This is a genomic window from Streptomyces poriticola (assembly GCF_036689765.1).
GTDB lineage: Bacteria > Actinomycetota > Actinomycetes > Streptomycetales > Streptomycetaceae > Streptomyces > Streptomyces poriticola.
Genome location: NZ_JBAGKH010000005.1, coordinates 60,446 through 73,331, shown reverse-complemented (window position 1 = coordinate 73,331; position 12,886 = coordinate 60,446). Strand labels below are relative to the sequence as shown.

The following is a 12,886-nucleotide window of genomic DNA, read 5'->3' as shown; positions in this document are numbered from 1 at the left end:
GCCTCCGCGGTGCGCCGGAGGGCGACAGACCGGGGGGTATGTGCAGGCGCTACCATTTCTGTCGCCATGCAGACGAACCCCACCCACACCAGCCTGGTCGCGGTCGGCGACTCGTTCACCGAGGGCATGTCCGACCGGCTGCCCGACGGCTCCTACCGGGGCTGGGCCGACCTCCTCGCCGGCCGGATGGCCGCCCGTACCCCCGGATTCCGGTACGCCAACCTCGCGGTGCGCGGAAAGCTGATCGGACAGATCGTCGACGAGCAGGTCGACACGGCGGCGGCCATGGGTGCGGATGTGATCACTCTGGTCGGCGGGCTCAACGACACGCTGCGGCCCAAGTGCGACATGGGGCGGGTACGGGGGCTGCTGACCGAGGCCGTGGAGCGGCTCGCCCCCGGCTGCGAACAGCTGGTGCTGATGCGCAGCCCCGGCCGCCGGGGCCCGGTGCTGGAGCGGTTCCGGCCGCGCATGGAGGCGCTGTTCGCCTGCATCGACGAGCTCGCGGAGCGGCACGGCGCCGTGGTGGTCGACCTGTACGGCGCGCCGTCGCTGGGCGACCCGCGGCTGTGGGACGTGGACCGGCTGCACCTGACCGCCGAGGGCCACCGCCGGGTGGCGGAGGCGGTGTGGCAGGCGCTCGGCTACGAGGCGGAGGACCCCCGGTGGCGCACCCCCCTGCCGGCGGCGCTGCCGCCCGGGTGGGCCGTGCGGCGGGCCGCGGATCTGCGGTTCGCGCAGCGGCATCTGCTGCCGTGGATCGGCCGGCGGCTGACCGGCCGCTCGTCCGGCGACGGGCTGCCCGCGAAGCGGCCGGAGCTGCTGCCGTACGAGGGCTGACAGGCCGCGAGAAGTGCCGCCGGGGGCGAACGGGTGACGGGGGCGTTTCCCGGCGTTTCCCGGCGTTTCCCGCCGGTGGCCGCCGTCGTTGAGCCGTGCATGATCAAGAAGCTCGCCTGTGTCTCCGTCCTCGCCGCCGCTGCGCTGGCGTCCGCCCCCGCGGCCCAGGCCGCTCCGGCCGCCGTACCGGACCCGGGCCCGGCCCGGGGCGTTCCCGGGGCACCGTTCCTGCAGGGCCTCCTCGGGTCGCTCGAGGTCGGCCATCCGGTCGCCTCCCCGCGGTCGCTGCTCCCCACGGGCGTCCTCGGCCGGTGAGGCCGCCCCGGTGACGCATGCTGTCGCCGCAGGTCGGGGGGCGTCCCGGCGGCGCTCCCCGGCTCGTGTGCACCTTCCGGGGCGGGCGCGGACGCCGGGTAGACTCCGTGCACGTGACTTCCGCTCCCGCCAAGCCCCGCATCCCGAACGTCCTCGCCGGACGGTACGCCTCCGCCGAGCTCGCCACGCTCTGGTCCCCCGAGCAGAAGGTGAGGCTGGAGCGGCAGCTCTGGCTCGCCGTGCTGCGGGCCCAGCAGGACCTCGGCATCGAGGTGCCCGCCGCGGCGATCGCCGCCTACGAGGGTGTGCTCGACCAGGTCGACCTGGCCTCGATCGCCGAGCGTGAGAGGGTCACGCGGCACGACGTGAAGGCGCGGATCGAGGAGTTCAACGAGCTCGCCGGGCACGAGCACGTGCACAAGGGCATGACCTCCCGTGACCTGACCGAGAACGTCGAGCAGCTGCAGATCCGGCTCTCGCTGGAGCTGATGCGCGACCGCACGGTGGCCGTCCTGGCCCGGCTGGGCCGGCTGGCCGGGGAGTACGGCGAGCTGGTGATGGCCGGACGCTCGCACAACGTGGCCGCACAGGCCACGACCCTGGGCAAGCGATTCGCCACCGCCGCCGACGAGCTGCTGGTCGCCCACGGCCGGCTGGAGGAGCTGCTCGGCCGCTACCCGCTGCGCGGTGTCAAGGGCCCGGTCGGCACCGCCCAGGACATGCTGGACCTGCTCGGCGGCGACGCGGGCCGGCTCGCCGAGCTGGAGCGCCGGATCGCCGCCCACCTGGGCTTCTCCCAGGCCTTCACGTCGGTCGGCCAGGTCTACCCGCGCTCCCTGGACTACGAGGTGGTGACCGCGCTGGTGCAGCTCGCGGCGGCGCCGTCCTCGCTGGCGAGGACGGTCCGGCTGATGGCCGGGCACGAGCTGGTGACCGAGGGCTTCAAGCCCGGCCAGGTCGGCTCCTCGGCGATGCCGCACAAGATGAACACCCGCTCCTGCGAGCGCGTGAACGGCCTGATGGTGATCCTGCGCGGCTACGCCTCGATGACGGGTGAGCTGGCGGGCGACCAGTGGAACGAGGGCGACGTGTCGTGCTCGGTGGTGCGCCGGGTGGCGCTGCCGGACGCGTTCTTCGCGCTGGACGGTCTGCTGGAGACGTTCCTGACCGTCCTCGACGAGTTCGGCGCCTTCCCGGCCGTCGTGGCCCGTGAGCTGGACCGCTACCTCCCCTTCCTCGCCACCACCAAGGTGCTGATGGGCGCGGTGCGCGCGGGCGTGGGACGCGAGGTCGCCCACGAGGCGATCAAGGAGAACGCGGTGGCGTGCGCGCTGGCCATGCGCGAGCAGGGTGCCGAGCGCAACGAGCTGCTGGACCGGCTCGCCGCGGACGAGCGGATCCCGCTGGACCGTGCGCAGCTGGCCGAGCTGATGGCGGACAAGCTCTCCTTCACCGGTGCCGCCGCCGACCAGGTGGCCGCCGTCACCGGGCGCATCGAGGAGATCGTCAAGCAGTACCCCCGGGCCGCGGGCTACACGCCCGGCGCGATCCTCTGACACCCGGCCGCCCCTCCCCATGGCGCGCTTCACCCCGGCGGAGCTGGAGGCCGCCCGCGACCGTCTGGTACCCGACGTGGCCGCGGACGGGCTCCGCGTGCTCTTCTGCGGCATCAACCCCGGGCTGACGACGGCTGTGACGGGGCACCACTTCGCCCGCCCCGGCAACCGCTTCTGGCCGGTGCTCCACCGGTCCGGCTTCACCCCACGGCTGCTGAGGCCGGACGAGCAGCGGGAGCTGTTGTCCCACGGGCTCGGCATCACCAATGTCGTGGCCCGGGCGACCGCGCGGGCGGACGAGCTGTCCGCCGAGGAGTACCGGGAGGGCGGCCGGCTGCTGGCGCTGAAGGTGGCGCGGCTGCGGCCCCGTTGGCTGGCCGTGGTGGGGGTGACCGCCTACCGGGCGGCGTTCGGCGAGCGCAGGGCGCAGGTGGGCCCGCAGCAGCGGCGGATCGCGGACGCGCACGTGTGGGTACTGCCCAACCCCAGTGGGCTGAACGCCCATTGGACCGTGCGGACGATGGCGGAGGAGTTCGCCCGGCTGCGGGCCGCGGCGGAGGGGTAGGCGGGCGGGTGCCCGGGGTCGGACACCCGCCGTTCAGGCATCCTGGCGGTGCAGCCGCCGGGCGCCGGCTAGCACGGCGGCCGTGGCCCACAGCGCGGTCACCGCCGGCCCCGACCAGGGACCCGGCGGCCCGTCGTGGGACCGGTGCAGCACCGCCTGCCCCGCCCGGTCCGGCAGGAAGCCGGTCGCGCTTCCGGCGATGTCCCCGATCACGAACGGGACCACGAGCAGCAACGGGATCAGCAGGGAGAGGGTGGCCACCCCGCTGCGGAACAGCGCGGTGAGGCCGGCTGCGAGCACGGCCATCAGCATGAAGTAGATCCCGCAGCCCACCACGGCGCGCGTCTGTTCCCCGGCGGTGAGCCCGCCCGCAGCGGAGCCCAGGCCCGCGCGGGCCGCCCACAGCGCGACCGCGGCCGTGACCAGCCCCACCGCGAGGGTGGCCGCGGCGACGACCGTGAGCTTCGCCGCGAACCACCGCGCGCGCTGCGGCACCGCGGCCAGCGAGACCCGGATCGCGCCCCCGTGGTACTCGCAGGACACGGCCATGGCGCCGAAGGTGACCGCGGCGATCTGCCCGGGCACGACGCCCGACAGGGCGGTGAACAGCGGGTCGAACTCCGGGTCCGAGGTGTCGGAGAGCCCGGCGAGCGCCGAGAACCCGGTGGTGACGGCGAACAGCGCCAGCAGCGCACCGCACAGCGACCGCAGGGTCCGGATCCTGATCCACTCGGCGCGGAGAACGGGTGTGAAGGACATGGTCAGGCCTCCTGCGGCGGTGCGGTGAACTCGGTCTCGGCCGCCGTCAGGCCGAGGTAGGCCTGCTCCAGCGTGCCCTCCTCCGCGGCCAGTTCGAGGAGCGGTACCCCTGCGGTGGCGGCGAGGCGCCCGATGTCGTCCACGCGCGCGTCGTACACGGTCCAGTGCCCGTCCTCGTGCTCCACGGCGTGGTGGCCGTGCCGGGCGAGGGCGCCCTTGAGGGCGGCGTCGTCGGTGGTCCGGATTCGGACGCGCGCCCGCACGTGCGCATGGATGAAGTCCGGCAGCGGGGTGTCGGCGAGCAGCCGTCCCCTGCCGAGGACGACGAGGTGGTCGGCGAAGGACGCGGTCTCGGACATCAGATGGCTGGAGACCAGGACGGTGCGCCCCTCGGCGGCGAGCCGGCGGAGCAGCTCCCGGATCCAGATGATGCCTTGCGGGTCGAGCCCGTTGGACGGTTCGTCCAGCATGACCACCTCCGGGTCGCCGAGCAGGGCGGCGGCGATACCGAGCCGCTGGCGCATGCCGAGGGAGTACGTCTGCACCCGGCGGCGGGCCACGGCCGCGATGCCGGTCTCCTCGAGGACCTCGTCCACGCGGCGCTGCGGGATGCGGTTGCCGGCCGCCAGGGCGCGCAGATGATCGCGGGCCGTGCGCGACCCGTGGGCGGCCTGCGCGTCGAGCAGCGCGCCGACGTGCCGCAGCGGCTCCTGCAGGGCGGAGTAGACGCGTCCGCCGACGGTGGCGGTCCCGGAGGTCGGCCGGTCCAGGCCGAGCACCAGCCGCATGGTGGTGGACTTGCCGGCGCCGTTGGGTCCGAGGAAGCCGGTGACGCGGCCGGGTTGCACGGTGAAGGTGAGGTCGTCGACGGCGCGTCGGTGGCCGTACTCCTTGGTGAGGGCGTGGACGTCGATGCTGGTCATGGCAGCAGCGTGCCGGGGCGTACCGGGGCGGGGCCTCCCCCGCCGGTGGAGATCGTCTCCCCTGTGCGGGGGAGGCCCGCTGTCGGTGGCCGCTGGCACGATGGCGTCATGGTCCGCTTGCTGCGCCCGCTGGTCCGGGGGACGACATACACACGGCTGCTGCATCTGTGGGTGCCGATGCTGTTCGTGAGCGTGTGGGCGCTCGTCGACGACACCAGACTGTGGGTGCCCGCGGTGGTCCTGGTCGCCATGGGGCTGCTCCCGGCGGTGCGTACCGGCGAGGGCGTGCAGGCGCGGCTGCTGCTCACACCCGGCGAGGACGATCCGGCGTACTCGGTGGCCCCGTCGGCGGGCCTGCGGGACCGGCTGCGCACGGTGGGGTGGCTGCAGGTGCGGCTGCTGCTCGGTGGGGCCACCGCGTACGCCTGCGTATGGCTGCCGGTGGTCACCGTCCAGCTGGTGCGGCTGGCACTGGGCCACCCCGGCGGCGGTGGGCCGATCCCGTCCGGAGTGGAGCCCCACTGGGGGTACGGGCTGCTCGCCCCGCTCCCCCTCCTCGCTCTGTACGGCGCCGTGGTGGGCCTCGGTCTCCTGGTGACGGCGGCGGCCCGGGCGTTCCTCGGCCCTTCCGCCGCCGAGCGCCTCGAGGCCCTCGAGGAACGCACCGAGCAGTTGCTGGAACGCAACCGCATCGCCCGCGAGTTGCACGACTCCATCGGTCACGCGCTGACGGTGGCCGTCGTCCAGGCCGGGGCCGCCCGCGCGGCGAACAGCCCCGAGTTCACCGACCGGGCGCTGACCGCGATCGAGGAGACCGGCCGGTCCGCGCTGGAGGACCTGGAGCGGGTGCTCGGCGTGCTGCGCGAGGCGGAGCGGCCGATGGGCAGCCGGCCGACGCTGGCGGACGCCGACCGGCTGCTGGAGTCCGCCCGGTCCTCGGGCGCGAAGGTCGACACCGAGGTCACCGGAGCGCTGGACAGCGTGCCCGGGCCGGTGTCCCGGGAGGGTTACCGCATTCTGCAGGAGTCGCTGACCAACGTGCTGCGGCACGCGGGCGCCGTCCCGGTGCGCGTCCGCATCGACGTGGCGGACGGCGTCCTGACCCTGGAGATACGCAATCCGCTCCCGGGGGCCGCACCCGCCGCGGGCCGCGGCACCGGTCTGCGCGGCATACGCGAGCGGGCCGCGCTGCTCGGCGGGCACGCCCGGACGGGGTGCGACGACGGGGACTGGCGGGTGCGTGTGATGCTGCCGTCGGGCTGATCAGGGACAGGCTCTAGGCTGGCCGGATGCCGGTCACCGTCCTTCTCGTCGACGACGAGCCCCTGGTACGCGCGGGTCTGCGGGCCGTGTTGGAGGCCCAGCCGGACATCGAGGTCGTCGGGGAGGCGGCCGACGGGGCGGCGGTCGTACCACTGGTGCGGCAGATGCGGCCCGACGTGGTGGCGATGGATGTGCGTATGCCGCTGCTGGACGGCATCGAGGCCACCCGCACCCTGCTGCGGACGGTGCCGGGGCCTCCGAAGATCCTCGTCGTGACGACGTTCGAGAACGACGAGTACGTGTACGAGGCGCTGCGCGCGGGTGCCGACGGGTTTCTGCTGAAGCGGGCCCGGCCGGCGGAGATCGTGCACGCGGTGCGGCTGGTGTCCGAGGGCGAGTCGCTGCTGTTCCCGGCGTCGGTGCGGCAACTGGCCGCGGAGTACGGGGACGGTGGCGGCAACCGCGCGGCGCGGGCGGCGCTGGAGCGGGCGCGGCTGACCGAGCGGGAGGGCGAGGTGCTCCGGCTGATGGCGCGGGGGATGTCGAACGCGGAGATCGCCGCCCGGCTGGTCGTGGGCACGGAGACGGTGAAGTCGCATGTCAGCGCCGTCCTGGCGAAACTTGGGGCGCGGGACCGGACTCAGGCGGTGATCGCGGCGTACGAGTCTGGGTTCGTGGCACCGGGCTGAGCGGGTGGTGCGGACCGGCGCTCGCCGGGCGGGCGGGCGGCGAGTACGATCCGGCCAACACGCGCACGAGCTGGGAGGACCGACAGTGGGGCGGCTGACGGGCGGGGATCCCTCGCTGCTGCGGAGGATCAACTCCGCGGTGGTGCTGCATGCGCTGCGATCCACGGACTGCGCGACGCTGACCGAGATCACCCGGGTCACGGGGCTGTCCCGGCCGACCGTCGAGGGCGTCGTGGAGCAGCTGGTCGAGGCCGGTCTGGTGGTGGAGAAGGCGGCCGAGGAGGGGGCGGCCCGGCGGCAGGGGCGGCCCGCACGGCGGTTCCGGTTCCGCGCGGAGGCGGGGCATCTGCTGGGCCTGGAGATCGGGCCGCACCGGGTCGCCGCGCTCCTGTCCGATCTGCACGGGCGGGTGGTCGGCGCGCAGGCCAAGGACGTCGACGAGACCGCGCCGGCCGACGAGCGCCTGGAGCGGCTGCGCACCGCGGTCGCCGAACTGCTGCGCCGGGCCGGTGTCGCCCGCGGCTCGCTGCGGGCCGTCGGCGCGGCCGTCCCGGGGATCGTGGACGCGGACGGCACGGTCCGGCTGGGCACCGCGCTGCCCGGCTGGACGGGGCTGCGGCTGGGCGAGCGGCTGGGCCGTTCCTTCAAGTGCCCGGTGCTGGTGGAGAACGACGCCAACGCGGCGGCGGTCGCCGAGCACTGGAAGGGGGCCGCCACCGGGTCCGACGACGTGGTGTTCGTGCTGGCCGGACTGAGCCCCGGGGCCGGTGCGCTGATCGGCGGGCGGCTGCACCGGGGGTTCGGCGGGGCGGCCGGCGAGATCGGTGCCCTGCATCTGCTGGGCCGGGGGGCGACACCGGAGACTCTGCTGTCGACCACCGACGAGCCCCTGCACCCGCTGGACGAGCAGGCGGTCGCCAAGGTGTTCGCCCAGGCCCGCGACGGCGACCAGGGGGCCCGCGCGGCCGTGGACCGCTTCATCCAGCGGCTGGTGCACGACGTGGCGGCGCTGGTGCTGGCCCTCGATCCCGAACTGGTCGTCATCGGCGGCTGGGCGGCCGGTCTGGACGGGGTCCTGGAGCCGCTGCGCGGTGAGCTGGCCCGCTACTGTCTGCGGCCGCCGAAGGTGACGCTGTCGCTGCTCGGCGAGGCGGCGGTGGCGACGGGCGCGCTGCGGCTGGCCCTCGACCATGTGGAGGAGCAGCTGTTCGCGGTGGAGGGCGCCACGGCGCGCCGCTGAGCGCTGCGCAGGAAGCCCCTCGGTATCGGGAAGGGCCCCGGTATCCGGAGGTTCCGCAGCAGCCGGAGTGCCGTGACCTGTCGTCGGTCCGCTGGTGCGGGGCCGTCGTGACTGGTCCACCCGGCGCGGCGCGGCCCCATGCCGGTCCGGCACCGCGCCCCGCCGGGGCGTCTCCCGGCCGCAGCCGGCTCCCCCGCGGCCTGCGGGTCAGGAGGCCTGGTTCTCCGGGTCGTGGTGGATCTCCACGTCGCCCGAGTCGCCGAAGGTCAGCCGGCAGGTGTCCGCCCGGTAGGTCGCGACGGACAGCGCCGCGGTGCGGTCGGCGGCGAGGTAGCGGGTGGTGACGACGAGGACGGGCGCTCCGGGCAGCCGGTCCAGTTCCTTTGCGTCGTCGGCGCGGGCGGAGCCGAGTTCCACGGCGTTCTCCTGGCGCTGCAGCGGAAGCCGCTGCAGCTCGCGCAGGACCGCACGCGCACGGGCCGCGCCGGACGGCACGTCGATCGCGGAGAGGTCGGGTACCGAGGCCGCGGGAACGTAGAGCAGCTCCGCCGCCACCGGCTGGCCGTGCGACATCCGGGAGCGGCGCACGGTGTGGACGGGCTCCTCGCGCCCGGTGCCCAGCTGCCCGGCGACGGCCGCGGGCGGGGCGGCCGGCATGCAGTCGAGGGGCTGCCAGGTGTCGTCGGCCTCGCCCGGCCAGGCCTGCCCGTGGGCACCGACGGCCACGCCCATGCGCGGCGGGGCGACGGTGGTGCCGACACCGCGGCGGCGCTGCAGCCGCCCCTCGAGTTCGAGCTGCTCCAGGGCCTGGCGGAGCGTGGCCCTGGCGACGCCGAAGCGCGCGGCGAGGTCACGCTCGTTGGGCAGGATCTCGCCCACCGAGAACTCCGCGTCCAGCGCCTCGCTGAGCACGGTCTTCAGATGCCAGTACTTCGGCTCCGGCACCGATTCCAGCTGCGTGGTCCCCACCCTGTCCTCCGCAATCGCCGTGATCCGGCGGCGTTTTCGCGCCCTTGTTTATTAAAGGTTGTTGCACTTCTCAGCGACGATAAGACGGCCCACACCCTTGGTCAAGACCAATCCTCGATCGGCCGGACGCGGTCCGGCCCCGGTGCGGCACAGCGTTCACGTGGCGTTCGCACAGGGCGGCAGGGGTGACGCGACGGCAAATCACCCGTCGCGGGCCGGGGGCTTCCGTGCACCGTCACGAAACCATGACCAAAGGTCTACCCGTCGGTAGCTTTTGCTGACACCCTGTCTACGCACACCTCCGTCACGCGTCCCAGAGGAGCTGCATGTCCACCACCGTCACCTTCCAGGTCACCACCGCGTCGGGCCCGCGGAGCCTGACCCTCGCCTATGCGCGCACCGGCCGCGGCGCACCGCTGCTGCTGATGCACGGCATCGGGCATCACCGGCAGGCCTGGGACCCGGTGGTGGACATCCTCGCCACCGAGCGCGAGGTGATCGCCCTCGACCTGCCGGGGTTCGGCGTCTCCCCCGCGCTGCCGGAGGACCTGCCGCACGACCTGCCGACGATGAGCACCGTGCTCGCCGGGTTCTGCGAAGCCCTGGGACTGGACCGGCCGCACGTGGCCGGCAACTCGCTCGGCGGGCTGCTGGCCCTGGAGCTCGGCCGCGAGGGCCACGCACGGTCCGTCACCGCCCTGTCCCCGGCGGGCTTCTGGTCCGAGCCCGAGCGGCGCTACGCCTTCGGCGTACTGACCGGCATGCGGGCCACCGCCCGGCGGCTGCCGCTGCCGCTGGTCGAGCGAATGGCCCGCACCACGGCCGGGCGCGCGGTCCTGACCAGCACCATCTATGCCCGCCCCGGCCGCCGTTCACCCGAGGCCGTGGTCGCCGAGACGCTCGCGCTGGCCCGCGCCGAGCGCTTCGCCGAGACCCTCCGCTCGGGCCGCGAGGTGCGCTTCACCGACGACGTCCCGGGCATACCGGTGACCGTGGCGTGGGGCAGCCGGGACCGGTTGCTCATACCCCGGCAGGGGGTGCGCGCGAAGCACGCCGTCCCCCGTGCCCGGCTGGTCAAGCTGCCCGGCTGCGGCCATGTGCCGATGAACGACGACCCGGCGCTGGTCGCCCGGGTCTTGCTGGACGGCAGCCGGGATCAGGAGGACAGCGCCTTGAGCACCTCAGCCAGCACCGTGGCGTTGTAGGGCATGCTCACGTGCGGGGTGTGGTCCTCGGGGTCGATGTCCTGCAGGACGATGTTCCGGACGTAGCGGCCCTCCGTCTCCGCCAGGGCGCACGAGGTGTACGGGGTCACCACGTCGTCGTAGCGTGTGGCGATGACGGTGTGCCGGACGCCCTCGGTGGTCTCGCCCAGGTCGGCGAGCTCACGCTGGAAGGGGTGGTCGTGCTGGAGCTGGGGCCACGCCGGGACGACCGTGGCCACGGCGCCCTGCTCGACCAGCTCCACCGCGCCGGGGATCTGACGGGCGAGGTTCATCAGGCCCTGGGCGGTGATGCCGTGGTTGCTGGGCGCGATGCCGACGAAGTTGTGCACCTTGGACCCGCCGCCCAGGGCGTTGAGGTAGTAGCGCGGCATCATGCCGCCCTGCGAGAAACCGACGAGGTCCGCCTTCTCCGCGCCGGTGCGCCGCAGCACCTCGTCGACGAACTCGGCGAGCTGCCGCGCGGACTCCTTGATGTCCCCGAGACCGAAGATCACGGGGTTGAGGTGCCGGCCGTAGTCCGGCCGGAAGACCCGGTGGCCGTGCTGCCGCAGCAGGGGTGTCGCCGAGGTCCAGGTGTAGCCGCGGTTGCCGAAGGTGCCGTGGACGAGCACGACCGGGCGGGGGTGCTCCTCGGTCAGCGGCAGGTCCCAGTCGTCCTCTCCTCCGTCCACGTCGACCGCGGCGACGACCTGGGCGCCGACCGCCTCGGCGACGGCGCCCAGCCGGTGCGGCGCCTCGGTGATGTCCGTGGTGATGTCGTCCGTGTTGATCCCGGGGATACGCGGGTTCAGGCTCACGACGTGACTCCTCCTTTCCGGCCGGAAACCCGGCCTGCGGGAAATCCGGCGGACTTCCCGGACCACTCAGTCTCGCGTCCAGAGATTCCCGTAACGATCCCTCGATAGAGGGAATGAATTCCCTCCATCGCATGATTAGGGCTCATTCCTTCGGGTCCGTATACGGAGCGGGAGCCCACTCCCCCGCCAGACCGGGCGCCAGCCGGACGGTCAGGGCACGCAGCAGGCGCACATACGCGCCGTGTCCGGCCGGACGGGCCACCCGGCCGGTCAGCGCGTGCTCGGCGCGGTCCAGGAGCTGCCGGAAGACCGCGTCGTGCAGGGGGCGGAAGAACAGCGGCCAGGCCGGCCACCGCACCCCGCGCGGGCGGAGCACCAGCGTGTGACGGAGCACGGCCCGCCGCTCCCCCAGTGGCTCGACGGCGAGTTCGTGGAAGCCCTCGAAGCCGCGCGGGCCGGTGAAGCGGAACCGCACCGCGTGGCCGGGCACATAGTGGGTGACCACGTACCGCACGGGACCGTGGCGGCCCGGAACGCCGACGGCGAGCGGGCCCTGGAAGCGCATGGGCGGCCAGCCGGGCGGCCAGAGCCGGTCGTCCGCGCCGCCCAGCGAGTCGATGAGGGCGCCGACGTCCCGTGGAGCGGCGGCGAGAGTGCGTTCGTGGATGTTGAGCACGGCGATCACGGGATGCAGCCTGCCCGGCGGCGCCCGCCCGGAATTCCCACGAAGGGGGTGCCGCTGCGCACGCCCGGAGCGTGCGTCGCGCACCGTGCGCCGCCGCAGTCGCACCAACGCGCTTATCTGGACGGGCACTTGAGAGGTGACAGGTTTTCGCCATCTGTGCCGGCTTCCGCGCACCGGCAGCACGGGACGTCGACTCCCGGTCACCGCGGTCTCGGCACGTGATGCGCAAACACGTTCGACGCCAGGGTGGTGCAGACCGGCCACTCCGTCGGGGGCCGGGGTCCGACGGAGCGAGGGGGGAGGCCGACCCCGGAGCGTAAGGAGAGGTGAGACGTGCGTAACCAAGACGGCGCACCGGCAAGGGGGTTGGTCATGGCCGCAGAGTCCGACGGACCGGGCTTCGGGGGCGGGGAGACCCGCGCCGGTCCGGTGCGCCCCGGTGCGCTGCCCGAGGCGTGGTGGCCGCTGCTCGGCCGGCCACCGCTGGCGGAGCTGCTCGGCCACCCCCTGGCGGGAGCCGCCCTGACGGAACTGGACCGGCGGGTGCCGCGGCGGATCGCGCTGCACTCGCTGCGGACATTCCTGCTGGCCGACGCCTTCGCACGGGCCCGTGGCACCGGGTACGACCGGGTCGGGCTGCTCGCCGCCGCAGCGTTCCACGACACCGGACTGGTGGGACGCGCGCCGCTCGGACCGGGCGGATTTCCCCGCCGGTCCGCCGAGTTGCTCGACCGGTTCCTGGCCGGGCAACGGGTGGACGACCGTCGGCGCCGCGCTCTCACGCGCGCGGTGCGTGAGCACATGCGGCCGTTCCCCGCGCGGGACGCCGGGCCCGAGACGCGGCTGCTGCACTTCGGCGCCTGGCTGGACGTCACGGGGCGCGGGAACCGCCGGATCCCCGGTGAACGGCGGTTGCTGACGGCCGCCGCACCCACCGACTGGTTCGCCCTCTCCTTCTCCGCCCGGGTGGCCGCCTGCGGGCTGCGCCGGGTGCTGCCGGCGCCGTCGGCCGCCGCCCGGTGACCGCCGGCCCGGCAGTCCGCTCTCCCCGTCGCGAAA

14 protein-coding genes are annotated in these 12,886 nt (G+C 74.2%); 9 read left to right on the top strand and 5 right to left on the bottom strand.

Going from position 1 to position 12,886, the window contains the following annotated elements; translation table 11 throughout:
• The first annotated feature begins 66 nt into the window (after positions 1–66).
• From V5O46_RS10330 to mug, 4 genes are all read left to right on the top strand, one after another.
• Positions 67–840 (top strand): SGNH/GDSL hydrolase family protein, encoded by a 774-nt coding sequence (locus tag V5O46_RS10330; RefSeq protein WP_332884211.1) that lies wholly within the window; start codon positions 67–69, stop codon positions 838–840.
• Positions 841–939: 99 nt separating this feature from the next.
• The gene (locus V5O46_RS10325; RefSeq protein ID WP_332884210.1) at positions 940–1,155 is read left to right on the top strand and encodes a hypothetical protein; all 216 of its coding nucleotides are present in this window, start codon (positions 940–942) and stop codon (positions 1,153–1,155) included.
• A gap of 113 nt (positions 1,156–1,268) precedes the next feature.
• A complete protein-coding gene (gene purB / locus V5O46_RS10320) occupies positions 1,269–2,711 on the top strand; it encodes an adenylosuccinate lyase (protein ID WP_332884209.1) in 1,443 nt (480 codons plus the stop codon).
• 19 nt (positions 2,712–2,730) lie between these two features.
• A complete protein-coding gene (gene mug / locus V5O46_RS10315; RefSeq protein WP_332884208.1) occupies positions 2,731–3,276 on the top strand; it encodes a G/U mismatch-specific DNA glycosylase in 546 nt (181 codons plus the stop codon).
• A gap of 33 nt (positions 3,277–3,309) precedes the next feature.
• Here the strand turns inward: mug and V5O46_RS10310 are convergent, their stop codons facing one another.
• Together V5O46_RS10310 and V5O46_RS10305 are read right to left on the bottom strand one after the other, a co-directional pair.
• Positions 3,310–4,035, bottom strand: a complete 726-nt coding sequence (locus tag V5O46_RS10310) for an ABC transporter permease (protein WP_332884207.1) — start codon at positions 4,033–4,035, stop codon at positions 3,310–3,312.
• Between the two features lie 2 nt (positions 4,036–4,037).
• Entirely contained in the window at positions 4,038–4,958 is a 921-nt protein-coding gene (locus V5O46_RS10305; RefSeq protein WP_332884206.1) for an ABC transporter ATP-binding protein, read from the bottom strand.
• A gap of 108 nt (positions 4,959–5,066) precedes the next feature.
• On the opposite strand from V5O46_RS10305, the gene V5O46_RS10300 reads away from it, so the two are divergent.
• From V5O46_RS10300 to V5O46_RS10290, 3 genes are all read left to right on the top strand, one after another.
• Complete coding sequence (locus tag V5O46_RS10300) at positions 5,067–6,221, top strand: sensor histidine kinase (RefSeq protein WP_332884205.1); 1,155 nt, start codon at positions 5,067–5,069, stop codon at positions 6,219–6,221.
• A 26-nt stretch (positions 6,222–6,247) separates the two neighbouring features.
• On the top strand, positions 6,248–6,910 hold the full coding sequence (locus V5O46_RS10295) for a response regulator transcription factor (protein WP_332884204.1): 663 nt from the start codon (positions 6,248–6,250) through the stop codon (positions 6,908–6,910).
• Between the two features lie 85 nt (positions 6,911–6,995).
• Positions 6,996–8,150, top strand: coding sequence for an ROK family transcriptional regulator (locus V5O46_RS10290; RefSeq protein WP_332884203.1), 1,155 nt, complete (start codon positions 6,996–6,998; stop codon positions 8,148–8,150).
• Between the two features lie 207 nt (positions 8,151–8,357).
• Here V5O46_RS10290 and V5O46_RS10285 read toward each other — a convergent pair whose 3' ends face one another.
• Complete coding sequence (locus V5O46_RS10285; protein ID WP_332884202.1) at positions 8,358–9,119, bottom strand: GntR family transcriptional regulator; 762 nt, start codon at positions 9,117–9,119, stop codon at positions 8,358–8,360.
• 326 nt (positions 9,120–9,445) lie between these two features.
• Between V5O46_RS10285 and V5O46_RS10280 the strand changes: the two genes are divergently transcribed.
• Entirely contained in the window at positions 9,446–10,324 is an 879-nt protein-coding gene (locus tag V5O46_RS10280; protein ID WP_332884201.1) for an alpha/beta fold hydrolase, read from the top strand.
• On the opposite strand, the gene V5O46_RS10275 is transcribed toward V5O46_RS10280, so the two are convergent.
• Together V5O46_RS10275 and V5O46_RS10270 are read right to left on the bottom strand one after the other, a co-directional pair.
• Positions 10,276–11,142: an alpha/beta fold hydrolase gene (locus V5O46_RS10275; RefSeq protein ID WP_332884200.1), complete on the bottom strand. Its 867-nt coding sequence runs from the start codon at positions 11,140–11,142 to the stop codon at positions 10,276–10,278. The two genes, V5O46_RS10280 and V5O46_RS10275, sit on opposite strands and share 49 nt — an antisense overlap.
• Before the next feature lie 142 nt (positions 11,143–11,284).
• Positions 11,285–11,824 (bottom strand): SRPBCC family protein, encoded by a 540-nt coding sequence (locus V5O46_RS10270; protein WP_332884491.1) that lies wholly within the window; start codon positions 11,822–11,824, stop codon positions 11,285–11,287.
• 375 nt (positions 11,825–12,199) lie between these two features.
• On the opposite strand from V5O46_RS10270, the gene V5O46_RS10265 reads away from it, so the two are divergent.
• Positions 12,200–12,850 (top strand): HD domain-containing protein, encoded by a 651-nt coding sequence (locus V5O46_RS10265; protein ID WP_332884199.1) that lies wholly within the window; start codon positions 12,200–12,202, stop codon positions 12,848–12,850.
• The last annotated feature ends 36 nt before the right edge of the window (positions 12,851–12,886 follow it).

Excerpts from the sequence above, each read along its gene's own strand:
- V5O46_RS10300 (WP_332884205.1), top strand. The coding sequence starts at position 5,067 with ATGGTCCGCTTGCTGCGCCCGCTGGTCCGGGGGACGACATACACACGG.
- V5O46_RS10305 (WP_332884206.1), bottom strand. The coding sequence starts at position 4,958 with ATGACCAGCATCGACGTCCACGCCCTCACCAAGGAGTACGGCCACCGA.
- V5O46_RS10295 (WP_332884204.1), top strand. The coding sequence starts at position 6,248 with ATGCCGGTCACCGTCCTTCTCGTCGACGACGAGCCCCTGGTACGCGCG.
- V5O46_RS10265 (WP_332884199.1), top strand. The coding sequence starts at position 12,200 with ATGGCCGCAGAGTCCGACGGACCGGGCTTCGGGGGCGGGGAGACCCGC.
- V5O46_RS10310 (WP_332884207.1), bottom strand. The coding sequence starts at position 4,035 with ATGTCCTTCACACCCGTTCTCCGCGCCGAGTGGATCAGGATCCGGACC.
- V5O46_RS10325 (WP_332884210.1), top strand. The coding sequence starts at position 940 with ATGATCAAGAAGCTCGCCTGTGTCTCCGTCCTCGCCGCCGCTGCGCTG.
- V5O46_RS10330 (WP_332884211.1), top strand. The coding sequence starts at position 67 with ATGCAGACGAACCCCACCCACACCAGCCTGGTCGCGGTCGGCGACTCG.
- V5O46_RS10280 (WP_332884201.1), top strand. The coding sequence starts at position 9,446 with ATGTCCACCACCGTCACCTTCCAGGTCACCACCGCGTCGGGCCCGCGG.
- mug (WP_332884208.1), top strand. The coding sequence starts at position 2,731 with ATGGCGCGCTTCACCCCGGCGGAGCTGGAGGCCGCCCGCGACCGTCTG.